Raw genomic sequence first — 23,413 nt, forward strand, 5'->3', positions numbered from 1 at the left:
GGTCACGCCAGCAAGCTGCGTGTCTACGGTGAATTTCAGCTCGATTTGTTTGGTAGGCGAAGAGTTGCTCATGCGAGAAGCGAAGCTTCTAATTACTATAAATAAAAGCTTATCTTTAAAATTAAAAAAGCGGTGTTAAATTTAACACCGCTTTTTTGCAAACTATGTATTACTCATGCTTTTAAAGCATAGGTTTTATCACATCGAATATGGCATCAATATGATCGTCTCTGTCGTTTAAAGCGGCTATGTAGCGGTATTTTTCGCCGCCGGCATTTTCGAATATTTCACGGTTTTCTTCTTCTAGCTCTTCAAGCGTTTCTAGGCAGTCGGCACTAAAAGCTGGGCTTATAATAGCTACATCGGTGATATTTTCGTCTGGTAAGGCGGCAAGTGTTGCATCTGTGTAAGGTTTTAACCACTCAGCTTTACCAAATCGGCTTTGAAAAGTGCTAACTACTTTGTCTTTATCTAAGGCTAGTTTTTCAACCACTAAACGCGTGGTTTGTAAACATAGGCAGTGATAAGGGTCGCCTCTATCTAAAAACAGTTTTGGCATACCGTGGTATGAAAAAACTAGCTTTTGTGGCATGCCGTTTTTTTCTAAATCTTCACTTATGCTATTAGCAAGCGACTCAATGTAGCGGGTATTTTTGTGATAACCATTTACAAAGTGCAGCTCTGGCACCCAGCGCCATTTGCGCAATACGTTTGATACCGCGTCAAAGGTTGAACCCGTTGTTGGGCTTGAATACTGAGGATACATTGGCAAAATAATAATACGCGTTAAGCCTTTATCACGAAGCTCTTCAAGGCCTGCCTCTATAGAAGGGTTGCCGTAACGCATAGCCATGACCACTTCGGTATTGGTATAACCTTGCTCTTTTAATAAGGTGTTTAATTTAAGGCTTTGCTGGCGAGTGATATGGGTAAGCGGTGAGCCGTTTTCAGTCCAAATACTTTCGTATAGTTTTGCAGAGCGTTTAGGGCGTATGCGTAAAATAATGCCATGTAAAATAACCATCCACACTAAACGAGGAATTTCTACAATACGCGGATCAGATAAAAATTCACGTAAATATGTACGCAGTGCTGCAGGTGTTGGCGCGTCAGGGCTGCCTAGGTTCGTAAGTAATATCCCCGTTTTTTGATTAAAACGTCCGTCGTGGGGATTGTCAGTAACGGCAGAAAATCGCGACACGGTGTGCTCCTTCAAGCAATGTTAGTTAAATAAGCAAATTTTAAGTTATGCAAAGTATATTAAGGCACATTGTAACGAAAAAAACTGCGGTTTAGATCAATCATTTAGCGCTTTTAACCATTATTCTAAAGGGGGTTGGTTTTTTAGCCTCGAGTTGTTGAAGTTTTTCGATTGATTTTGAGCTAAACACATGTCCTTTAGGCAGCAACATTATGCCGGTATGGTTGTGTAGTGCGTGGCCTAATACCATGTGTTCTTTAAGTTCGCTTGCATTACAAATTTGTACTGTACCTGCGCTGCTTACTGTTTCGTTTAATTTTGCATGGCTTGCTTCAAGCGCACGAACAATTTTTGGATGATAATACGAACCACTGTATAGCTTTACGCTTTCAAGCGCGTGTTCGTGGCGTTGTTTATCGTTATTAATATTACATTGCTCAAACGCGTCCCAATAATCGCGAGCAATTCCTAGCACCATAGCGCCTATTGGAATATCGTTACCGGCGAGCCCTTTAGGTAACCCATTGCCATTATAGCGTTCAAATTGGTGATAAATAGCATCGGACACATCGTGTAAATGCATTGCAGGCATGAGCATTAATTGTGCGGTGCTTGGGTGAGTGTAAAAGGTTTTACGTTGTTGCTCTGTTAATGCATTTACTGGCTTTTTGTAAAGCTCTGGGTCCATAGCGAGTAGGCCTATTTGTGCCAAATAGCCGGCCATTGGCGCAAGGTCGATACTTTTTTGCGATAAGTTTAAATATAGTGCTATTTGTGTACACGTATTGGCAATATTTTGTGCTTTATTACCATCCAAGTACGGGTTTGCATTAATAAAATTATAAAGTAGCTCTACGGTTGCTTTATGCTCGTGTTTTTCTCGCTCGTTGGCCGCCTCTAGTTGTTTTAGCACTTTTTTAATTTGTAGCGTTCGCTTTTCTACGCTTTGCTCTAATGTGTTATTTAGCTCTAGTAATTCTTGGTTTTGTGCTTTAACTTGCTGTTCTAGCTTTTTATTTTGCTTTTTTAGAGCAAACTTTTCAAGGCTGTCTTTAATGCTTCGAAGTAGTAAATCGTTTTGCCATGGCTTTTGAATATACCCATTTATTTGCCCTTGGTTTACTGCTGCAAGCGTGGTTTCTATGTCGGCATACCCAGTTAAAAGTATGCGCTGGGTGTCGGGTGCTAGGGCGCGCGCTTTTTCTAAAAATTGGGCGCCATTCATCTCTGGCATACGCATATCACTAATTATTAAACCAAACTCATACTTTTTAAAAAGTGAGAGCGCGGTTTGTGGATTGTCACACACTACAACCGATAAATCATTTACTTCAAGTAAGCGTGTTAATGAACGCAGAACAATTTCGTTATCATCAATGCAAAGCACATCAACGTGGTTAATAGAGGTATTGGATGTTGTTTGTGTCATGGTTCACCTTGCAATTACGACTGGTTAAATAATAGCTTAAAAATAGTGTTAGAGCTTATTTATCTTTTAAGGGAGATTGTTGTTTTTAATATACTCATATCTATATCTTATTATCTGCAAATAGTTGATTACCCGTATAATCTAGTTGCAAATTTGCAAACCGACGACTAAATGTTAGGTATAAACGTTATATTAAATGGACAAGATGGATGAAAGGATCAGGTCGTGATTTTAAGTTCGCCTTCTTAAATGAGCAGAAACTCCACTTAGCAGCAGAACAACTCCTTAAAGATAAAAGCGATTTACTCGTTGCCATAAATAATGAGCTACAGAAAAAAGTAGCTGATTTAGAGCGTCAACAAGCATTGTTTGTACAAACAGAAAAAAAGGCTACATTAGGCACCCTGAGTGCTGGCATTGCCCATGAAATAAATAATCCACTTGCCTATGCAACAAGCAATATGGAAAGTATTCAGGATGCAGTTCCTTTTTTGGTTACTCTTTTAAAGCTTAACGAGCAATACCTTAATAATGAAATTAAAGAAACACACTTTAAACACGAGCTCGATATACTTAATTTGCAATATCCGTATGCACGGCTTCATAGCAATTTACCCGGGCAGGTAAATGATAGCGTAGAGGGTCTTAAGCGTATTAAACAAATTGTGCAAAATTTATTAGACTTTGCCCACCCAACCTCCCAACAAGATAAGCAATTAACAGATATAACTGTGGCTGCAAATAACGCGCTAAAATTGCTTAGTAATAGACTTAAGTTATGTGAAATAAAAACGCGTTTTGAGTCTTTACCACTCCTTTGGTGTAATTTGTCGTCAATTAATCAAATTTTTGTCAACTTACTAATGAATGCTTGGCAAGCTTGTGAATACAATTTAGAAAAAGGTTGCATAATTGAGGTGAATTTATACGAGGCCAATTTTAATATTTGCATTGAAATAAAAGATAACGGCTGTGGTATGAGTGAGCACACAATAGAGCATATTTTTGATCCTTTTTACACCACCAAAGAAGTGGGGAAAGGGGCGGGCATGGGAATGACACTTGTGTACGCTATGATGCGCGATCACAGTGGAAAAATAGAAATTAACAGTGAATTAGAGACAGGTACGACCATTCGATGCTTATTTCCCTTAAAAACATCATTTGATTAATAAAAATACAGCGTGAGTAATGCCTTAATCACAATGCTTTTTGAAAAGTAATACCCTGCTAGTGTGTATATTGACCTATTTAACGTAAATTTATTCGCTTTTTATAATTATTTGCATACTTACACCAGTAAATTAGTTTTTTTCATTTCTTTTTGTTTGCATATGTTGCTAGGATGTTTGCACTAACCGACGGATAACACCGCTTTAACAAATTCAACAGAACACACAAAACAGGGTCGTCACCATGACAACATACCGTTTAAATACATTGGCTGCTGCCGTTGCGTTTGCAGTTAGCGCACCAAGCATTGTAAGTGCACAAGAAGCGCCTGTTCAGGCACAGCAAAACATAGAACAAATTTCTGTATTGGGCTCGCGCGTTTCTAACCGTACCTCAACCGAATCGTCATCACCTATAGATTTAATAGACGCAGATGATTTAAATAAAGGTGGATTTACAGAACTAGGGCAAAGCCTGCAAGCAACCGCCCCATCGTTTAACTTTTCGCGTACGCAAGTATCCGATGGCTCTGATTTATTTAGACCAGCAACGCTTCGTGGCTTACAGCCAGATCAAACGTTAGTGTTGGTAAATGGTAAACGTCGTCATAATCAATCTATTTTTGGCCTTAACGGCACTGTAGGTGCGGGTGCAGCCGGTACCGACATGAACGCGATTCCGCTTACTGCACTTAAAGGTGTAGAAGTATTACGTGATGGCGCAGCAGCGCAGTACGGCTCTGATGCAATAGCGGGCGTAATTAACTTATCACTTAATAATTCAACAGGTGTTACAACGGGCTATGTTCAGTACGGCGGCACCAGTGAGGGTGACGGCGATACGCTTTCAGCAGGTTTAAATCGTGGTTTTGATTTAGGCAACGAAGGCGGCTTTATTAACTTATCACTTGAATACCGTGATGCCGATGGTACTAACCGTGCTGAGCGCGATACGGGTGGCTCGTTAAATGTTGAACCAGGCACGCTAAGCGAAGACGTACGTTGGAGCCAAGGTAATTCAGAAAGTGAATTCACTTCGCTGTTTTATAATATGGCACTGCCAATGGGTGAAGGCGAACTTTACTCGTTTGGTGGCTACTCTGAGCGCACAGCGCTAGGTAATGGCTTTTACCGTAACTTTAACGAAGCGTCTAAAAACGTAACGCAAGTTTACAGTGACGGTTTTTTACCGCGCATTTATAACGAAGCACAAGATATATCTGTAGCGGTGGGCTTTAAAGGCGATATTAACCCAGATTGGAATTACGACGTGTCGGCTGTGTATGGTGAAAACGAGTACGATTTTACTTCTCGTAACACTATTAATGCTTCTTATGCCGCTGAATACGTATTTAATAACCCAAGTGCAAGCGATGCCGATATAGCTGCAAATGCAGGCCCTAGTGGTGGTTACTCGGGTGGCTTTAGATTTGACCAAACGACGGTTAATTTAGATGTAAATGGTATTGTAGATATTGGCAGAAGCGAGCCATTATATGTCACTGTTGGTGCTGAATACCGTAAAGAAAACTACGAAATAGTACCAGGTGATGAAGCGTCGTACGCATGTGGCCTTGCAAATACTGATACCTCGTACCCATCAGTAAACGATGCTGATCAATTTGCAGAATGTGGTTTTCAGGCTTATAACGGCCTGCGCCCAGAGGCAACCAATGATAGCGATCGTAACAGCTACGCGTTTTATGTAGACGTAGAAACAATGATCACCGATGCGTGGAACGTAAGTGGTGCGCTGCGCTACGAAGACTTTTCAGATGCGGGTGATGATTTAATTGGTAAATTAGCGACGCGTTATGAATTAAATGATGACTTTGCAGTGCGCGGGGCGGTATCTACTGGCTTTAGAGCACCTTCGCTTCAACAAAGTGGTTATACAGCGTTTACAACTAACCTAGGTTCTGATGGAACACTTACCCAGTCGTTCACTGCAAATACGGGGACTGCTTTTCCAAGTGCATTAGGGGTTGATAACCTAGAGCTTGAAACATCAACTAACTACAGTGCTGGTTTTGTTTACGATGTAACAAGCGAGCTTTCGTTAACGGTTGATTTTTACCGCGTAGAAATAAAAGACCGTATTACCCTTGGTAGTTTACTGTCTGCAGATGATGTTGCCTTTAGTGATGAAGCCGTAGCTGCTTTACAAGCAACAGGTGCAGTGCAAGCCAACTACTTTTCAAACTCAGTAGACTCAACTACACAAGGTGTTGATATTATTGCATCTTACCGTACAGAAGTAGATGGCGGTAACTTTGGTGTTACCTTTGCTGGTAACCTAAACGACACTAAAATTGATCACGTAAATGCACAAGAGGGTATTCCTGAGTCGGTTGCGTTTGATGATTTACAACGTAGCTTTTTTACTGATGGACAACCAAGTGAACGTGCCACATTAACGTTTGATTACGAGCGTGATGCTTACACATCAACACTTCGTTTTAACTACTTTGGTGAAACAGACGTTAAGTACTTTGGTAACGACCATATCTCTTTACCAGGTGAGCTTTCGCCGACTGGGTCGTTTAAACCAACAAGCACTGTTGAATCGGCAGTATTAGTTGATTTAAATGTTAGCTACCAAATTAACGAGATATTTAATTTATCAGTGGGCGCCGACAATGTATTTGATGAAACTCCGGATGAATTAGGTGACGACGAAGTACTTAACTTTATCACCAATGGTGCGTTTAAATACCCTGTTCGTGCATTGCCTTATGGCTTTGATGGGCGAACTTACTATGCAAAAGTAAGCTTTGAATTTTAATTAAAACTAAAAACTATTTAACCTGAGCTCTGGTTAAGAGATTGATTATCCAGCGTTCAGGTTATTTACTAAGCGTGGTTATTTACTGCGCTTTTTTTGTGCATATTTATTATGAAAAATAGCGTTGTGCAATGATAAAAATACTTGCAAGGTTGAAAATTAGGCATACAATCGCCATTTCTTCAAGTACTTGCCGCTGTTGGTGAGTACTAAATTAAAAGGAAATAAAATGGCTAAAAAATCGAAAAACAAATCGGTAAATAAAAGCGCGGTAGACACCGGCCGAGGGGTTATTAATCATAATGCGCTGGCGGCTTTAGTTACTTCTAAAGTGTTTAAACCACAAGTAGTAAAAGCAAAAAAAGGGAAAGGTTCCTTTAAACGCAGCAACAAACATGTAGGACGAGAGTCTTATTTAATCGCGGCTTAAATAGCACCGTTCAAATAAGACTTTTAAATTACTTTTTGCCCAGCATGCGGGTAAGCGTATTGTCTTTATCAATAATATGGTGCTTTAAGGCACCTACAATGTGCAAGCCAAGTGCGATTAATAGCGCATCGGCTGTTATGCCGTGAACAGTTTTACCTAACTCTGAAAAGTCTTGATTAAACGCAAGGTTTTTTTGTGGGTTTTCTGGGCTAGGGTTATGCGGTATTAGCTCTAAGCCAAACATCTCTACACCGTGACCACCAAAGCCCGACATAACCAACCCAGAAATAGGCATAAGCAGCATACTTATTATAAGTACATAATGCACGATTTTAGCTAACGCTTGTTCATAGTTTGGGTGCTTAGCGTCGTGTTTTGGCCAACCATTCACAATGCGCCATGTTACTCTTAGTAATGCAAAGGCAAGCAGCATCACACCAAACGATTTGTGCCAACTCATTAGGAAAAACGCTTTAAAGTTTTCCATGTATAGTCCTGAGCCCAATAACCCAATAATAAGTATTGCTACAATCCAATGTAGGCTTATTGTGGTTTTGCTCAGCGTGAACGGTGTATCTTTTATAAGTTTCATACAGTTTATTCCTAACATTAATACTTAAAAAGTTTTGAATATGTAGTTGTACAATTGAATAAACTACATTAATGCAGTTAGCTTAAATCATAGAGGGTTAAAGCTGGGTTAACGAAATTGGCATATATGAGGTAATTTACCTCAGTGCTAATTTTGTCGGTAGGCGTAGATCTTGCTCACGCGAGATGCATAGCATCTAATTACTTAATTATATAACTCAAAAGTAGCACTATCACTTATTCTAAACGGGTTACTTTTACTTTTATTTTACCTGCATTAGCGCCATAAAAGCGGCTTAAGTCGTTGGCAAAAGGGCAAAACTCACCCGACTTAGCTATTTTTATATCATTGCCACCAGCAATTTCAAATAGGTGTTCATCGTCTTGATTTATTGCGCCCACTAAAGAAAACCATTGTGCGATCGGAAGTCGTTTAAATGGTTCAAGTAACGTCATGGGGATTTCTTTTACACCCAACTGCACATTATCACGATGCCAACCTACAGAGGTGCACTTTATGCCATCATCGTACCAAAACTGGTCTGGGTAGGGGGTAAATCGATACGTAGCTCCTTGTTCGAGCATTAATCCTGTAGTGTTGTATTGCTCTGAGGCAAATACCATTACATCTTGGCTTTGGTTAATACTAAGCACGCTCATATTTTGATTAGCGAGAGCAATATGCGGGCTTAGCCCTACAAAGCTTAATGTTGTGCCGTCGTTATAACTAATTTTGTAATGGCGTTTTTTAAGCGATTCAGGGCGATAGCTGGTGAGCTTATTTATACGCGCAGCCACACTCTGGTGAACTAATGGCTCAAGGTTGCTCGCTTCATTATCAATAAGTACATAACACTCTCTATCAACTAATTTAAAAAAGGGGTTAAACCAAAAGTAATTTTGTTGGTGGCTCAGTGCAAGTGGGTCGGGTATTACTGTCACATCGTCTTGGTCGACTAAATTACTTTCTGGCAGTAAGGCGTTGTAGTCAATGTCGTGGCTCGTTAATAACGATATATTCAGTGGCTGCTCAATTAACCACTCTAGTGCGTAACGCAAGCAAATATCAGCAAGACCATCACGATAATAGCCACCACCAATATCGGAATGCGCACCTGCAAACCAAAGTTCGGTAATATTATTTTGATGGTTCATTAAGGTGGGTTCAAACGCACGGCGTTTTTCATCAAGGGCAACGCAGTGCAGCGCCTGCGAAATATTATTCGCAATAGTATGGTTTTCAAAAATAACGTGTTCAGCGCCACGAGTTGCTTTACTTACTTTTGATAAGCCAATAGAGGCCACGGTATCAAACACACATATATAAACGTTATTACTAATTAAAGGCTCTAGAATTTTTGCAAAACGCCTGGCAAGTGCGCCGCCTCGGCTAAAACCGGTAAGTAAAAGTGTATCGCCTAGTTGGTAATGCGCTTTAAAATCATTCATAGCCTGATTTAATATACTGGCAACATCGTCACCGCGTGGGGCCAGGGCTTGATTTAAAATACGCCTTAAACGGCTACCTTTAGTGCCAATACCTTGGTAATAAAAACTAAGCTGATTTGCAAACGGGGTGGTGGGAGAGTTATCGAGCTTACCGCCTAATAACAAGTGCAGCTTGAGAATATTAGAAATACTGCTGTCTTCTTTGAAGTGATCTGAACTAAATTGCTCTGCATCTCGAGGTTCGCCCCCGGTACCATCAAAATTAAAAATCAGCGTTTTACCCGTCATAGCGTCATTCCTTCAGTCGATTTTGGTAAAAATACACTTCCAATGTTAAATATTAAAGACAGCAGCGATAAATAATTATTATCGCTGCCTACTCTCTTTTTAATGCAATTTCATTTTAGGGCGTACAACGCGTAGTACCTTTTCGCTTATCCATAACGCAAACGTTTTTGCGCTGCCGTGTATGGCACGTTGATGCATGCGATACAGCGATATATACATAAAGCGAGCAATTTTACCTTCTATAAAAAAGGTGTTGCTGGTTAAGTTACCCATTAAATTACCTACTGTGCTGTAGCGCGATAAGTTAACGAGTGAGCCATGGTCGCTATATTTAAAGCCGCATAGTGGCTGTTGTTTTAAAGTGGCAATGAGGTTTTTTTCTACGCATAGCGCCATTTGATGAGCCGATTGTGCGCGGGGCGGCACTAGTTTTCCGTCTTCTTGGGTAAAGGCGCAGCAATCGCCAAGTACAAAAATGCTCTCATCTACGGTGCTTTGTAAAAACTCGTTAACCTGAATTTGGTTACTGCGGGTAAGCTCAAAAATACCTAAGTCTTTAATAAAATCTGGTGCTTTTACGCCTGCTGCCCATACCATAATATCGGCGTCTATGTGTTCTTCGTCTTTTGTGATAAACCCTTGCTCGGTGGCTTCTTTTACTTGTGTTTGCTCTCGCACGTTTACACCCAATTTTAACAGCTCACGTTTAGCACTTACGGCAATACGCTCAGGTAGGGCGGGCAAAATACGTGGGCCTGCTTCAATTAGGTGTATATGTAACCGCTTAGACGACATGTTTGTAAGGCCATAAAGTTTTAGTAATTCAGATACATGGTACAGCTCTGCCGAGAGCTCAACGCCGGTTGCGCCGCCACCCACTATGGCAATGTTTAGCGATTGCTGTTGATTATCGTCTTGGTGCAGGCGGGTAAAGCTGTCGAGCAGTGAATGCTGAAAACGCTCTGCTTGCTGGTTTGAGTCTAAAAAGTAGCAATGATCTTTTATGCCTGGCGTATTAAAGTCGTTACTTACACTGCCTATAGCAATAACAAGGTGATCGTAGCGTACGGTGCGTTTAGGCAAAATAGTGTGGCCTAGCTCATCAAGGTGCGGCGCAAGGGTGATGGTTTTATTACTTTGGTCTATGTCGCAAAACGTACCAAGTTGAAAATTATAATGGTGTTTTGCAGCGTGGGCAGAATACACAACGCCATCTAAATCGGGGTCAATAGAGCCTGTCGCTACTTCGTGAAGTAACGGCTTCCATATGTGGGTACGGTTTTTGTCTATTAGTAGAATTTCTGCTTGTTTTTTCTTTCCTAGTTTATGCCCTAATTGTGTTGCTAGCTCTAATCCACCAGCGCCACCGCCAATAACGACGATTTTAGGTTTAGTAATACTCATAACGTTGCCCTCAAAAATAATATACCCAAATAATCTGTATTATTTTTAGTATTTTGAGGTCACTTGGGTATAGAAAAAGTTATTTTTGGCAAACGCGACTATTTATTTCTGCGCTATTAGTTTGCGCCTAAATAAAGGAGATGTCAGCTAAAAATGCTGAATAAAGGCATATAAGTTATACTCACTTTCTTATCGTTTAGCTGTGCAGTTAAATTGCTGTTAAAAACACCAAAAAGGATTATTTATGACCTCGCCATTAATACAGTCGCTTGAGCAACATTTTGGTTTTAGCCAATTTAGAACAGGGCAACAGCAAACTATTGAGCAGCTTTTAAATGGGCAATCGTCACTGGCTATATTTCCTACGGGGTCGGGTAAGTCGCTGTGTTATCAGCTAACGGCTATGCATTTACCCAACTTAACCTTGGTAGTATCGCCTTTACTTGCATTGATGAAAGATCAAATTAGCTTTTTAAATAGTAAAGGTATTTACGCGGCCAGCCTTGATTCGAGCCAAGACCAAATGCAAAGCAGCACCGTAATGAACGATGTGCGAAATGGTAAAATTAAAGTGTTAATGGTGTCGGTTGAGCGTTTTAAAAACGAGCGCTTTAGAGAGTTTATAAGCCAAGTGGCGCTTTCGATGTTAGTGGTAGACGAAGCGCACTGTATATCTGAATGGGGCCATAACTTTAGACCCGATTACTTAAAACTACCGCGATACCGCGAAGAGCTAAATATTCCACTAGTACTATTACTTACCGCCACAGCCACTAAAAAAGTAAAACGCGATATGAGCGAGCGCTTTAATATAGCGCCAGAGTGTATTGTACAAACAGGGTTTTACCGCGCTAACCTCGATTTAAGCGTGCTAAGTGTAAAAACAGCTGATAAAAACACCGAACTTACTAACATAGTGCGTGCGCAAAACGGCCCAGGCATTGTGTATGTAACGCTTCAGCAAAGTGCTGAGCAAGTGGCCAATACGTTAACTGCACAAGGTATACAGGCGGTTGCGTATCATGCGGGGCTGGAAGATACGCTTAGGTGGCAAATTCAAGATGATTTTATGGCGGGTAAAATTAACGTCGTAGTAGCAACTATTGCATTTGGTATGGGCGTTGATAAGTCAGATATTCGCTTTGTTATACATTACGACTTACCAAAATCGATTGAAAACTACAGCCAAGAAATTGGCCGCGCAGGGCGCGATGGTAACCCATCAAACTGCTTTACCCTTGCTAATTTAGATGGCCTAAATACGGTAGAAAACTTTGTGTACGGCGACACCCCTGAGCTTAGCGGCATTGAATACGTAATTAACGATATTAAAGCCCAGCCGCAGCAATGGGAAATGCAAGAATACAGCTTATCGAGCGAAAGTAATATTCGCCAATTAGCGCTTAAAACCTTGCTGGTACAACTAGAAATGCAAGGCGCAATAACGCCGCAGTACGCCTATTACGCCGATTTTAAATATAAGTTTTTGGTTGATAAAAACGAGCTACTTAGCCAGTTTGACGAGCAGCGCCAAACCTTTTTAACACAAATATTTAGCCATACCGATTTTAAAAAAATATGGGGTACGCTTAATTTTGACACCCTCACACAAGCCGCGCAGGTTGACCGTAAACGCGTAGTGGCTGCACTAGACTACCTAGCCGAAAAAAACCTAATAACCCTTGAAACCAAACGTATTACCCAAGTTTACAAAGTGCATAGTGAGGTTATAAATAACCCTGAGCTTGCAAAACAATTACACAGCTACTTTAGCGATAAAGAACAAGCCGAGATTAAACGTATAGCTGCACTGGTACGCTTTTTTGAGCTACAAAGTTGTTTAAGCTATAACTTAGCGCGTTATTTTGATGATCAAAATGCGCCGCAGCAATGCGGGCATTGTAGTGTATGCCGTGGTAATGCTGTTAAGCTTGAGTATTCAATAGAGCCTGCTCACATTGCCGATGACGTTGTTTATCAAAAAGTGGATGAGTTTTTAGCGCACATGGCAACAAAAGGTATTCATAATGTAGGCATTGAAACCCAGTGCCGCTTTTTAGCGGGCATGAGCGTGCCATTATTTGCACGTAATAAAGTACGCCAACTTAGCGGCTTTGCGCTTTGTGAACAGCAGCGCTACAGCGATATAAAAGCAAAATTACTAGCGCGTTAAATTAGTTACTGTATCCTAGTGGCTTACTATTTTTTATTAAGTCACTATGCCTAACACTGTTATTCCAAGTAAAACTATTTCCTCTGCACCTGAGCCCGTAACCTGCGCTAATTGCCAGGCATGTTGCTGCCAATTAGAAGTACGCATAGTGACCGACACCGGCGTGCCTTTTCAGTACATTGATTACGACAAATGGGGCAGCGAAGTAATGAAACGAGGTGACGACGGTTGGTGCCAAGCACTCGACCGTAATACGCTAATGTGTACTATTTACGAAAACCGCCCACTTACGTGCCGCGAGTTCGAAATGGCCTCAAACGAGTGTATTACAGAGCGCGAAATAGCGGGTATTTAATAAAACATAAGCATCAAAAAAGGGGCTAAAAGCCCCTTTATTATTTAAAGTTAATTCACTTTAAAATAGCTTATGTATTGTTTTAGCGTTGTTGAAAGGTCGGCTAATGCAACGGCTTTTTGCGCGTTGTTATTAAGCGACTGGCTGGTTTCTTGCGACATACTGGCAATTTCTTCAACACCTGAACTAATTTGTGCAACAGTTGCTACTTGGCTTGATGTAGCCTCTACAATTTCAAGCACATTGCTTAATGAGTCGTTAGCTTGTTGTTGTATTTGGTTAAGTAACTGGTTGGCCTCGTGAGTAAGGGTTAAACCGTTTTCTACCTGTGGTACGGTGGTTTCCATAGCGGTAACCGACGCTTGCGTGTTTTCTTGCACTTGTAAAATCATTTTTTCAATGTCGCCGGTCGCATCGCCAGTGCGTTGGGCAAGCTGCCTTACTTCATCAGCTACAACCGCGAAGCCTCGGCCAGACTCACCTGCACGTGCTGCTTCTATTGCTGCATTAAGCGCTAATAAATTAGTTTGATCAGAAATACTGCGGATCACACTTAATATATCGCCAATGTGTTTTACATGTTCTTGCAGCACATTCACTTGATTTACAGTGGCTTTAACCGTTATTGAAATTTGCTCAATTTCGGCTGCCACTTTTTGCACTGCAATACTACCTTGCTGCGATAATTGCGCGGTTACTTTTGAGTTATCTTCTGTTTGTTTAACAGAGCCTGCAACTGCATTTATACTACGGCTCATTTCTTCTAAGCTACTTACCGCTGAATTAGTATAAGTAACTTGTGCATCGGCTGCGCTAAGTGCTTGCTGCGAACCAGATGCAACACTTGCAGAATGGGTAGACAGCTCATCTGACGAATTAATAATGCTATCTACAATGGTTTTTAATTTACTTTGCATAACGGCTACTGAGGCCATCATGCTATTTGGGCAGCACGAATCTACATTTGCAGTTAAATCGCCTTGTGAGATTAACGCTATTACTTTAGCGGCTTCTTGTGGCTCACCACCTACCGAATCTCTTATACGCAAACTAATTACGTACGCTACGCTTGTACCTATTAAAATAGCGAGCGCAGTTAATGTAATCATCCATATTTTAAACGAGCTGGCCACTTCGCGAGTATCAACAGTTGTAGCTTGATTGGCTTGCTCTTGAAAATTAATAAACTGATTTATAACACTTAGCCATTGTGTAAAAGCAGGGCGGGCATTGGTTAATAAAACCCGAGAAGCCTCATTGACATTTCCTGCATTTTTAGCGCTTATAACTTGTTGAATATAAGGTTGAGTTTGTTGTTCTATTTGATTTATTTTATTAATTAAAGCGCGTTCTTCGCTATTCATTTCACTCATTAAAGCACGCATAGCGCGGCTTGAGGTTTGATAAAATGCATCTAACTCTTTTATATCATTTAACACTGTATTTAAAGTGCTTTGCTCGGTTATTAATACTACATCTCTAAGTGCTATAGCACGGTCGTGTACGCTACCTCTAAAGTTAATCGCATAACGCTGTTTAACCGAGTTTACGTCGGTCATGTGAGTTATGTTGCTATTAATGAGGCTTACGCGCGATATACCTATAATAGTTAAAATAAGCATCATCGCTAAAATAATGCCAAAGCCTGTTACTAAACGCATGTTAATGGTCATAGTCACTTCCAATTTAAAACACTAAACCATATGCGGATTAATGAGATATCTAAAATAATGTTTTATTATGCACCAAAAAAAGCGCATTGAAGCAATAATAGACCGGTAATTGTTAATTTATTTTACAAACTTTATTAGAAGGAGCGTATTGAGGGGGGAATTATTAAAACATATGTATTAAAAAAGGGGCGTAAAAGCCCCTTTGGTTTATCTGTGTTTTTTACTTAAGCTAGGGCGTGTTGATTTTTGTGGGTGAATTTGCAGCAGTATGTTTGGTTTTTAGTCAAGGCAGAGCCTATGTAGTGTGGTTATTCCCCATGAATAGGCGATAACGCAGCATAAATACCAAACATGCGCTGCCCAAAGGGTTCTTTCTAGGGACGGTTAACTCTTTGTTGCTCGGTTTTTACTTAGCCCACTAGGTTACAAACCTCGCGCCGCGATTTAATCGCCCCTAGATTGAACAAATTTCAATCCACAAAGATCAACACGCCCTGGTTAATCGTATTTAGCTTCTAGCTCATTAGCAGTATGAAACTTCTCGTGGCTTTGTAATTGCTCGTCGTACTTTACAAGATGTTTAAAGTGCGCAAGCTGCCCCGAATTTTTAACTATTTCAACAATAAACGACATCATAATGTCTGCACCGGTAAGGGTGTCGCCTACTAAATAGCGTTTACCTTGTAGTCGGTCATTAAAATAGCTAATTACTTTAACGGTTTCTGCGTCGGCATAATTTTCTAAAAACTCTGTTTTAGCGCCATCTTTTAAAACAAACATTTTAAGTAGTAATGGCAAAATAGCTGAGCTTTCAGCGAAGTGTAACCATTGCTGATAATCTACATATTCAGCGGTGCCTGCTTTTGGCGCAAATTTTCCGTTACCGTATTTAGTAATTAGGTAGTCGGTAATCGCGCCCGATTCGGTAACGATTAGGCCATCGTCTTCAATAACAGGCGATTTACCTAATTGATGAACTTTTTTAAGTTCGTCAGGTGCTAAAAAAGTTTCTGCATTGCGCTGGTAAGCCACAATTTCGTAATCAACATCTAGCTCTTCTAAAAGCCAAATAATGCGTTTAGAGCGTGATTTATTTAAGTGATGAAGCTTGATCATGTCAGTCCTTGTTGGCGTTACAGCATAGGCTGTAACGCCTTAATATTTATTAAAGTGGTTCGTTAATTTTAACCACGGTTTTACCAAAGTTTTTGCCGCAAATCATATCGTTAAATGCGCTTACAGTGTTTTCAATACCTTCAACCATATGCTCGCGGTACTGTACTTTGCCTTCTTTAAGCCATTTTTGCATGTCTTGTGCAAATTCATCGTAGCGGTGGCCGTAATCGTCAAAAATAATAAAGCCCTGCATTTTAATACGCTTAGTAAGTAATTGGCCCATTAGCATGCACATACGATCAGGGCCTTCAGGCAAGCTTGTAGAATTATACTGCGATACTAAACCACACAGTGGTACACGAGCTGCGGTATTAAGTAGGGGTAATACGGCATCAAACACTTTACCGCCCACATTTTCGTAATATACATCTATGCCGTTATCACAGGCTTTTTCTAGCTGGTCTTCAAAGTCATCGGCTTTGTGATCAATACAAGCATCAAAGCCTAGTTTTTCAACTGCGTGGCTACATTTTTCACTGCCACCAGCAACGCCCACTACTTTACAGCCTTTAAGTTTAGCTATTTGGCCAACCGTTGCGCCAACGGGGCCTGTTGCCGCAGCAACCACTACAGTTTCACCTTCTTGTGGGTCGCCAATATCTAGTAACCCCATGTAAGCGGTAAAGCCTGGCATACCTAAAATGCCCAGTGCATACGAAGGGTTCTCTGGCTCTTTACCTAATTGCATTAAGCCTTCGCCATTACTAATGGCGTAACTTTGCCAACCAGTGTAGGCAAGCACCCACTCGCCTTCGCTAAATTTATCGTTTTTAGACTCTTCTACTTGGCATACAGTAGCACCTACCATTACATCGCCTACATTTACCGGATCGGCATACGATTTAGCATCGCTCATTCGGCCACGCATATAAGGGTCAAGTGAAAGGTATATGGTGCGTAGCAATACTTCGCCATCTTTAAGCGCTGGTAAATCTACTGTTTTAAGGTCAAAGTTTTCATCGGTAGGGGCGCCATGCGGGCGTGATGCTAAAGTAAGTTGACGACTAGTTGCAGACATAAAAATCTCCTCTTAAAGTGAATTTACTTAGCGAATGTTTATGCGTTAAATCTCTATTTAACCTAAACAATAATGCGCGCTAAGTCGTGTGAATATATATTTTTACCTTAATACATGAGCTTTGGGCGAGGTGATGGTAATTCAAGCTTTGCAGAATATTTATTCTAAAAGGTTTATTTTAGCTTGCTAAAAATATGGCTATCGTAAAATACACCATTTTTATAAATGGCCTGTTTGAGAACAGCTTCAGCTTCAAAGCCGCATTTAGTCAGTGCCTTTATTGAGCCGCTATTACCAGCAAATACAGCGCCAAAAATACGGTTTAGATTTGAGTTTTTAAAGGCCTCATTGCAAATTTTTGTAATAGCGTGTGTCATTATACCTTGCCCCCAAAAGTGGCTATTAAGCCAATAGCCTATTTCGCCACTGCGGCTATATTCAAACTCTCCGGGCGTTATACCTATACACCCTGCAAATTGCTCATTTACTATAATTGCTTTAATAATCCCATTTTTAGCGCCTTGGTTTATCCACCAATCGGCATCGGATTGCGTATACGGAAACGGAATTTTAGACGATAGAAAACGCGTAACCTGTTCATCGTTTAAGGTTTTAATAATGTGTGGTGCATCGTGCGGTTGAAAATCTCTTAAGGTGATCATAGTGGTAGTAATTTATGAGTTGAATACAGGGTAACTTAGCAATCATTTAAACCGTGTACAATCATTAAAATTAGCCACTTTAGCGCTATAACTTTGTTTTAAAGTACTCTAATATAAGCAAAATATGATACCTGTTTAAGATGCCATTATGCACCCACACATAGCCGCCCTTTATAATAGTGCCCAAAAACCAAGTCGTTTGATTATAGGTTTAATGAGTGGTACCTCGTTAGATGGGCTCGATGTAGCACTGTGTAAGGTAACGGGGGCGGGTATAAATACGCAAATTGAGGTTTTAAATTTTACTACCGTTGACTATAACAACGAGTATAAAACTAAAATAAAGCAGGTATTTGCCAAACGAGAGTGCGATTTAGAACTTGTAACCTTATTACACCCTTGGGTAGGTAAACTCCACGGCGATATGGTTAATCAGTGCTTACATACTTGGCAGGTAAATTCGGCAAGTATTGATGTAATAGCGAGTCATGGGCAAACAATTTACCACTGCCCGCAGTCGCAACATAATCATAAAAGCTTTACTAATGGCACATTACAAATTGGCGACAGCGACCAAATAGCCGTTACCACCGGCATTACAACTATTGGCGATTTTAGGCAAAAACATATAGCAGCAGGGGGCGAAGGCGCACCGCTTGCGGTATATGGCGATTACTTATTTTTTGCAAACCCCAATGAAAACCGCATTTTATTAAACATGGGAGGCATTGCTAATTTAACGTTTTTACCTAAAAGTGGTGATGCAAATAGCGTATTTAGCTCCGACATAGGCCCTGGTAATACCATTATGGATGCATACGTGCAGCAGCATTTTAAAGGCATGCACTTTGATGATGGTGCAAAAATAGCAAAAGTAGGTAAGGTAAATACACCCTTATTAAATGCATTGTGTGGCAACGACTTTTTTAAACTTAAGCTGCCTAAAACAACGGGGCCTGAGGTATTTAATTTAGCGTATTTATATGCCGCACAACAGCAAACAAATACGCAGCATTTAAGTCATGAAGATGTAATGGCAACTTTAAATATGTTTAGCGCGAGGGTAATTGCAAACGCGTTAAATGAATGCGCGCAAAATGCTAAAGAGTGCGTTGTATACGCAAGTGGTGGCGGTATTCATAACCCGTTACTAATGGCGCACCTTAATACGCTATGCCCGAGTATAAAAGCGTTTAAAAATACCGACGATTTAGGCATAAACCCTGATGCAAAAGAGGCTGTGTTATTTGCTATTTTAGCAAACGAATGCTTAGCCGGTGAGCAGCAACACCTAAATAACTCTGCGCAGGGTATTGCTGGGGTGACTATGGGTAAAGTCAGTTTTGCTGATTAATAACTTATAAGTCGGCAAAGTACAGCCAACACTAAAATAGCGATAAAAACGTAGAACTCATACTCGCAAAGTAGCTACGAACGCCCTGTGACTTGGTAGGCTCAGTTTTTATTTGCGCAGGAATATAGCCTTGCTCAAATGCTTTAATGTACACATCGAGTTGCTGGCTTTCTTTTAAGGTCGTGTTTTTTCCGTGCAGCATCATTTGAACTACAAAACACTGGCTTTGTGTAATGTTACTTAAAGTAAGATTTACAGTACCAGATTCAAGGTCTGCATTGCTCAGCGTTTTTTCAGTAAAATACTGCGCCCCACGCGCACTGGGCTGCGTTGCACTTAGTGAAATAACATCGCTCTCATTTGCGCCGTCAGGCAACACACACTGCAGCGTAATGTTATGCGCAGCATTGGCTTTTAGCGATAGCTTTTCATATTCCATAGCGTGGTCCATCGCCGCAGACATAGAATCATCAAATGATTGCTGTGCAAATGTTAATTGCACCAAGGGTGTACTCATCTTACTTAGTCTTCTTGGGTTTATTCATTTATCGGATAGAGATTATCGCGGATCAACGTTACAGATTTATGACTAATTGCATTGATTAGTACAATTATTGAGTAGTTTGATCAAAGAGGATCTTTGTTCTCTCATCGATTTCTTTTCATAGGGGACAGAGTTTTGTTGTTAGGCATAAACTAATTAAACAGAGATTCCCAACTAAAATTCCATACTTTATCTTTTTTGGCTTATTGTCTGAACTCGTATTAAAAGAACGGTATTAGCAGCCAAGATAATTGTCGCGACGTAAATGTTCTGAGGCGGTTGTGAGCGGAGTATAGTCATTCAGGTGAGTCGCCATTAACTAAGTAATATTAAGAAGGATCTTTCCTCTTTTCAACATATTCAAAAAACCTAATATTTATAGCTGGCAATAATTTACACTATTTGATAACAATAGTAGCTCACGAAATAAGGACGTTTCTCGTAAAAATATGGGAAGTGTACCCTGATTTAGTTGCTATACGCTTGGTCTAGTTTGGTTGTGATTCACTATTAGGAGTAAACTTTGAATAAAGGGATTTTGTTATTTCTACTCACTGTACTTGGCAACATTAATTCTGCGAACTCCGCAGAGACAATCTGGAAAAGCCAAGGTTATGGTTACGTTTTTCATACTGTGGATGATAAAACAACAGTCTTTGATTTAACAACAAAGCATTGTCTGGAAAACCACTTTATCACCGATGAGTTTGAACAAGTCTCGTTTATTGAAGAAACACAAAAAGTGCATAAAGATACTCGTTTGCTTAACTTTGGTGGTTTGTTTCCTTTAAAGCTAACGAAACTAGACAGCTTACCTTATCAATGCCAATCCAAAAAAATTGTTAGTATAAAAGACAAAAACTATGAATTTAATGCCAGTATTGTTCTTGATGTTCTAATGAATAATTTTGAAGAGCACTATGCATTTTCAAAAGATAAAAATATTAATTGGGTGGAGCAGAGAAAACTTTGGCAAAAAAGAATAACCTCAAAAACTACGCAAGATGAGCTATTTAGTATCATAGATGACTTTCTTAAAGAATTACGCGACGGTCATGCCATATTACTCAATCAAGAACTTGATAGGCTTTCACATTACTCACCAAGAAAGTGGTCATTTTGGGATGAATTAAAAGCGCACTCAGTAAATTACCCTCAATACTCAACTTACTGGGAATTACATACCGCATTAATTAAAAAGTCTCAGGAAAACATTAATAATTACATTGATAAAAAATACTCCACTCTTCAATATCACGATAATTTTACCTTAGCAAAAACGCCTCAAAATATTGCCTATTTAAAAATAAGTAACTTTGATGATTTCTCAAATAATGACGTAAAAGCAACAAAAGAGGTTATGAAGATATTTACGCCTATCATCAAACAAAGCAATGGCTTAATTATTGACTTACGTTTTAGTATGGGTGGAAGTGACTTAGTCGCATTTTCTATTTTATCTTACTTAATAGATTCAGAATTGGCCTTGGGGGGGAAGCAGTTTAAAACATCGACAGGCTACAGTGAACTTCAAAAAATTGTTGTCGCCCCATCAAAAATTAATAATTACACAGGAAGTATTGTTGTTCTAACTAGTCAAAAAACACCTAGTGCGGCTGAAGTATTTCTTTTAGGTTTACAAGCAAGAGGCAACGTTACTTTTATTGGTGAAAGAAGTTACGGAGCTTTTAGCGATGCGTTAACAAAAGCTTTGCCTAATGGTTGGGGGATCACATTATCAAATGAAAGGTATCTCAATTCTCATGGGGAAAATTATGAAAACATTGGATTGCCTGTAGATCATGAATCTGTATTTCTTAATGTGAACAATATTGAAAGCGGAAAAGATGTGCAGCTCAATGAGGCAATTAAAGCTTTTAGATAAGTGTATCCGGTGTATAACGAGGCGTCACTAATTTCCGCAATTGACACTTTTAAGAAGTTCGGCTGAGAGTGATAATCAGTCATTGAGACTGGCTAAATAGCGTTGTTAATAAATTGGTTAAACTGCTCTTTGCGCATATATTTATGAAAATGAGCGACGCGCGCATATTGTTCTATTTAACTTTTCTTTAAAGTTTTAGAAAACTTAGTGATAGTAATACCTTAGGTTATTTGTTAAAACTATATAATGTAGAAAAATGAGCGTAGCGTCGGCAGAAATATACGCGATGAGCGCACTATTAAATTGTTAGTTTCCTGTCGAGGTTTCGTGAAAAAATTTGCTCTTGCTATATCAATTTTGGCCTTAGTTGTTTTCTATTTTATTACAAAAGAACATAGTGAAATTGAAAAGTTTAGCGATAGAAATGATAGTGAAAACGCTGTTTCTAAAGACTTAAAGCGCAAAGAAAAATCAACGATTGAAACTGATATAGGTGTTAGTGAACTTGCATCAGCAGAAGAATACTTACTTGAAGCAAAAGAAATACGTCGTTGCAGCGCAATACCCAAAACTCAAGATGAACTTGATAAATGGATGAGCAAAGTAAATGAGGTGGGTGAGCCCTACGAGTATATCGAAGAGGTTTTGTCTCGTTTTGAGCGCTGTTCACAATTTAATTTTATATCTGATGATTTTGTTGAATTACTTTTTAAAGCAATTGAATTAGGTTCCGATAATGCCGTAGCAGAGTTATGGGCTGTTTCGGATAGAGAATATTTTCAAAGTAAAGGCTTAGATGAATTAAGCAGAGAAGACACAATAAAGCAAAGAGTTAAATTTAATAAATTGAAATACCGCCTTTCCGAAAGTGTTGCTTTGACTGGTGGAGAGCAGTCAATATTAAGGTTGGTAAAAGAGTATCAAAATTACGATCCTGACACTGGAAACCCAAACTATTTAAAAGTCATAGCATATGCAGACTTTGGGTTAAAAATAGTAGAGGATAACGATATTTACTTGAAATTAGATTTTATCAAGCAGCGTATTCATCAAAATATGGAATTTCAAGATATTGAACAGGCGCAAATGCTAACTGAAAAGTTGTTGAATAAGTTTGGTGAAAATGGAAACTAACAAAACAATTAACAGAATTCGCTTCGCTCATTGGAAAAAATCCTCGCTGGCACCTCGTGCCAAAGCACTCGGTTTTCCCGTTATTGTAAGCGTTAGGCATTCATCATATATGGGAGTTTTATCTGAACATGGGAAATATTTCTTTTTTGGCGAACGGGAGTTCGAGTTCACCTCAATCAGTTGATGAATCTATTTATCAATTAGGAAACTCTTCTATTTATTTCTTGAGAGCATGGCAAAGGGTACCTCAAGATTTCCAAGGAGCCGTTCGCTCAAGTCAGGAAGCTATGGTTCACTTAGATCATATAGTTAATGAAATTATGAGAGCTAGGGACCAGTCTCAAGCAGATGGCTCATATACTGGGTCTACATTAGAAGCACAATTAAATATAAATAGGTCAATTTCGGCTGCACCAGTTACCCGAGTTCAACAATTAGCTTTAACTTCATCAGGTCCAGGTGTTGGCTCTCTTCCATTTGCAGGTGCTCCTATAACAATGGAAAAATTGCTTAATAAGATTAAGCACCGAAGACCTGATTCGGCTAATTTTAGAATTAACGATGCTGGGGAACATATATTTCTTGTTGGAGTTGATAAGCCTAATCGCCAACCTGATTCCATAGTTGAGTTCGCAGTTGATGAGTTTTGTCAGCACTGTACTAATATCGCAAATATATTGTAAAAATGCC

19 protein-coding genes are annotated in these 23,413 nt (G+C 39.7%); 9 read left to right on the forward strand and 10 right to left on the reverse strand.

Features of this window, described 5'->3' with window-relative positions:
* Window positions 1-181: 181 nt before the first annotated feature.
* Together hemH and J8L73_RS18550 are read right to left on the reverse strand one after the other, a co-directional pair.
* The gene (hemH, locus tag J8L73_RS18545) at window positions 182-1,201 is read right to left on the reverse strand and encodes a ferrochelatase (protein WP_211019292.1); all 1,020 of its coding nucleotides are present in this window, start codon (window positions 1,199-1,201) and stop codon (window positions 182-184) included.
* Between the two features lie 100 nt (window positions 1,202-1,301).
* Entirely contained in the window at window positions 1,302-2,630 is a 1,329-nt protein-coding gene (locus J8L73_RS18550) for an HD domain-containing phosphohydrolase (protein ID WP_211019294.1), read from the reverse strand.
* Between the two features lie 209 nt (window positions 2,631-2,839).
* Between J8L73_RS18550 and J8L73_RS18555 the strand changes: the two genes are divergently transcribed.
* The 3 genes from J8L73_RS18555 to J8L73_RS18565 all read left to right on the forward strand — a co-directional run bounded on the left by J8L73_RS18555 (window position 2,840) and on the right by J8L73_RS18565 (window position 7,017).
* Complete coding sequence (locus J8L73_RS18555; protein WP_211019296.1) at window positions 2,840-3,802, forward strand: ATP-binding protein; 963 nt, start codon at window positions 2,840-2,842, stop codon at window positions 3,800-3,802.
* A gap of 244 nt (window positions 3,803-4,046) precedes the next feature.
* Complete coding sequence (locus tag J8L73_RS18560) at window positions 4,047-6,587, forward strand: TonB-dependent receptor (RefSeq protein WP_211019298.1); 2,541 nt, start codon at window positions 4,047-4,049, stop codon at window positions 6,585-6,587.
* 229 nt (window positions 6,588-6,816) lie between these two features.
* Window positions 6,817-7,017 carry a ribosome alternative rescue factor ArfA gene (locus J8L73_RS18565; RefSeq protein ID WP_211001021.1) on the forward strand — a complete coding sequence of 67 codons (201 nt, stop codon included), beginning with the start codon at window positions 6,817-6,819 and terminating at the stop codon, window positions 7,015-7,017.
* A gap of 28 nt (window positions 7,018-7,045) precedes the next feature.
* Here the strand turns inward: J8L73_RS18565 and J8L73_RS18570 are convergent, their stop codons facing one another.
* The 3 genes from J8L73_RS18570 to J8L73_RS18580 form a co-directional block, all read right to left on the reverse strand.
* A complete protein-coding gene (locus J8L73_RS18570) occupies window positions 7,046-7,609 on the reverse strand; it encodes a cytochrome b (protein ID WP_211001020.1) in 564 nt (187 codons plus the stop codon).
* Window positions 7,610-7,845: 236 nt separating this feature from the next.
* Complete coding sequence (locus J8L73_RS18575; RefSeq protein WP_211019300.1) at window positions 7,846-9,345, reverse strand: DUF2235 domain-containing protein; 1,500 nt, start codon at window positions 9,343-9,345, stop codon at window positions 7,846-7,848.
* 99 nt (window positions 9,346-9,444) lie between these two features.
* Window positions 9,445-10,749, reverse strand: coding sequence for an NAD(P)/FAD-dependent oxidoreductase (locus J8L73_RS18580; RefSeq protein ID WP_211019302.1), 1,305 nt, complete (start codon window positions 10,747-10,749; stop codon window positions 9,445-9,447).
* A 244-nt stretch (window positions 10,750-10,993) separates the two neighbouring features.
* Between J8L73_RS18580 and J8L73_RS18585 the strand changes: the two genes are divergently transcribed.
* Window positions 10,994-12,922 (forward strand): RecQ family ATP-dependent DNA helicase, encoded by a 1,929-nt coding sequence (locus J8L73_RS18585; RefSeq protein WP_211019304.1) that lies wholly within the window; start codon window positions 10,994-10,996, stop codon window positions 12,920-12,922.
* A 46-nt stretch (window positions 12,923-12,968) separates the two neighbouring features.
* Window positions 12,969-13,277 (forward strand): YkgJ family cysteine cluster protein, encoded by a 309-nt coding sequence (locus J8L73_RS18590; RefSeq protein WP_055020172.1) that lies wholly within the window; start codon window positions 12,969-12,971, stop codon window positions 13,275-13,277.
* 50 nt (window positions 13,278-13,327) lie between these two features.
* On the opposite strand, the gene J8L73_RS18595 is transcribed toward J8L73_RS18590, so the two are convergent.
* The 4 genes from J8L73_RS18595 to J8L73_RS18610 all read right to left on the reverse strand — a co-directional run bounded on the left by J8L73_RS18595 (window position 13,328) and on the right by J8L73_RS18610 (window position 17,806).
* Window positions 13,328-14,950: a methyl-accepting chemotaxis protein gene (locus J8L73_RS18595; RefSeq protein WP_211019306.1), complete on the reverse strand. Its 1,623-nt coding sequence runs from the start codon at window positions 14,948-14,950 to the stop codon at window positions 13,328-13,330.
* A gap of 498 nt (window positions 14,951-15,448) precedes the next feature.
* On the reverse strand, window positions 15,449-16,066 hold the full coding sequence (locus J8L73_RS18600) for a glutathione S-transferase (RefSeq protein WP_211019308.1): 618 nt from the start codon (window positions 16,064-16,066) through the stop codon (window positions 15,449-15,451).
* A 49-nt stretch (window positions 16,067-16,115) separates the two neighbouring features.
* Window positions 16,116-17,144 (reverse strand): NADP-dependent oxidoreductase, encoded by a 1,029-nt coding sequence (locus tag J8L73_RS18605; protein WP_211019310.1) that lies wholly within the window; start codon window positions 17,142-17,144, stop codon window positions 16,116-16,118.
* Between the two features lie 173 nt (window positions 17,145-17,317).
* Window positions 17,318-17,806, reverse strand: coding sequence for a GNAT family protein (locus J8L73_RS18610; RefSeq protein WP_211019312.1), 489 nt, complete (start codon window positions 17,804-17,806; stop codon window positions 17,318-17,320).
* A gap of 148 nt (window positions 17,807-17,954) precedes the next feature.
* On the opposite strand from J8L73_RS18610, the gene J8L73_RS18615 reads away from it, so the two are divergent.
* Window positions 17,955-19,160 carry an anhydro-N-acetylmuramic acid kinase gene (locus J8L73_RS18615; RefSeq protein ID WP_211019313.1) on the forward strand — a complete coding sequence of 402 codons (1,206 nt, stop codon included), beginning with the start codon at window positions 17,955-17,957 and terminating at the stop codon, window positions 19,158-19,160.
* 31 nt (window positions 19,161-19,191) lie between these two features.
* Here the strand turns inward: J8L73_RS18615 and J8L73_RS18620 are convergent, their stop codons facing one another.
* Entirely contained in the window at window positions 19,192-19,677 is a 486-nt protein-coding gene (locus J8L73_RS18620) for a hypothetical protein (protein ID WP_211001010.1), read from the reverse strand.
* Between the two features lie 550 nt (window positions 19,678-20,227).
* Between J8L73_RS18620 and J8L73_RS18625 the strand changes: the two genes are divergently transcribed.
* The 3 genes from J8L73_RS18625 (at window position 20,228) to J8L73_RS18635 (ending at window position 23,406) form a co-directional block, all read left to right on the forward strand.
* Window positions 20,228-21,589 carry a S41 family peptidase gene (locus J8L73_RS18625; RefSeq protein WP_211001009.1) on the forward strand — a complete coding sequence of 454 codons (1,362 nt, stop codon included), beginning with the start codon at window positions 20,228-20,230 and terminating at the stop codon, window positions 21,587-21,589.
* Between the two features lie 327 nt (window positions 21,590-21,916).
* Window positions 21,917-22,723, forward strand: a complete 807-nt coding sequence (locus J8L73_RS18630; protein ID WP_211019315.1) for a hypothetical protein — start codon at window positions 21,917-21,919, stop codon at window positions 22,721-22,723.
* Between the two features lie 128 nt (window positions 22,724-22,851).
* Complete coding sequence (locus J8L73_RS18635) at window positions 22,852-23,406, forward strand: hypothetical protein (RefSeq protein WP_211019317.1); 555 nt, start codon at window positions 22,852-22,854, stop codon at window positions 23,404-23,406.
* Window positions 23,407-23,413 lie beyond the last annotated feature (7 nt).

The sequence above is a fragment of the Pseudoalteromonas sp. MMG006 genome, assembly GCF_018101025.1.
Classification (GTDB): Bacteria; Pseudomonadota; Gammaproteobacteria; order Enterobacterales; family Alteromonadaceae; genus Pseudoalteromonas.

What these genes read in the sequence shown, in the direction of transcription:
- J8L73_RS18550 (WP_211019294.1), bottom strand. Translation starts at nt 2,630, where the DNA reads ATGACACAAACAACATCCAATACCTCTATTAACCACGTTGATGTGCTT.
- J8L73_RS18555 (WP_211019296.1), top strand. Translation starts at nt 2,840, where the DNA reads ATGAAAGGATCAGGTCGTGATTTTAAGTTCGCCTTCTTAAATGAGCAG.
- J8L73_RS18560 (WP_211019298.1), top strand. Translation starts at nt 4,047, where the DNA reads ATGACAACATACCGTTTAAATACATTGGCTGCTGCCGTTGCGTTTGCA.
- J8L73_RS18565 (WP_211001021.1), top strand. Translation starts at nt 6,817, where the DNA reads ATGGCTAAAAAATCGAAAAACAAATCGGTAAATAAAAGCGCGGTAGAC.
- J8L73_RS18570 (WP_211001020.1), bottom strand. Translation starts at nt 7,609, where the DNA reads ATGAAACTTATAAAAGATACACCGTTCACGCTGAGCAAAACCACAATA.
- J8L73_RS18575 (WP_211019300.1), bottom strand. Translation starts at nt 9,345, where the DNA reads ATGACGGGTAAAACGCTGATTTTTAATTTTGATGGTACCGGGGGCGAA.
- J8L73_RS18580 (WP_211019302.1), bottom strand. Translation starts at nt 10,749, where the DNA reads ATGAGTATTACTAAACCTAAAATCGTCGTTATTGGCGGTGGCGCTGGT.
- J8L73_RS18585 (WP_211019304.1), top strand. Translation starts at nt 10,994, where the DNA reads ATGACCTCGCCATTAATACAGTCGCTTGAGCAACATTTTGGTTTTAGC.
- J8L73_RS18590 (WP_055020172.1), top strand. Translation starts at nt 12,969, where the DNA reads ATGCCTAACACTGTTATTCCAAGTAAAACTATTTCCTCTGCACCTGAG.
- J8L73_RS18595 (WP_211019306.1), bottom strand. Translation starts at nt 14,950, where the DNA reads ATGACCATTAACATGCGTTTAGTAACAGGCTTTGGCATTATTTTAGCG.
- J8L73_RS18600 (WP_211019308.1), bottom strand. Translation starts at nt 16,066, where the DNA reads ATGATCAAGCTTCATCACTTAAATAAATCACGCTCTAAACGCATTATT.
- J8L73_RS18605 (WP_211019310.1), bottom strand. Translation starts at nt 17,144, where the DNA reads ATGTCTGCAACTAGTCGTCAACTTACTTTAGCATCACGCCCGCATGGC.
- J8L73_RS18610 (WP_211019312.1), bottom strand. Translation starts at nt 17,806, where the DNA reads ATGATCACCTTAAGAGATTTTCAACCGCACGATGCACCACACATTATT.
- J8L73_RS18615 (WP_211019313.1), top strand. Translation starts at nt 17,955, where the DNA reads ATGCACCCACACATAGCCGCCCTTTATAATAGTGCCCAAAAACCAAGT.
- J8L73_RS18620 (WP_211001010.1), bottom strand. Translation starts at nt 19,677, where the DNA reads ATGAGTACACCCTTGGTGCAATTAACATTTGCACAGCAATCATTTGAT.
- J8L73_RS18635 (WP_211019317.1), top strand. Translation starts at nt 22,852, where the DNA reads ATGGGAAATATTTCTTTTTTGGCGAACGGGAGTTCGAGTTCACCTCAA.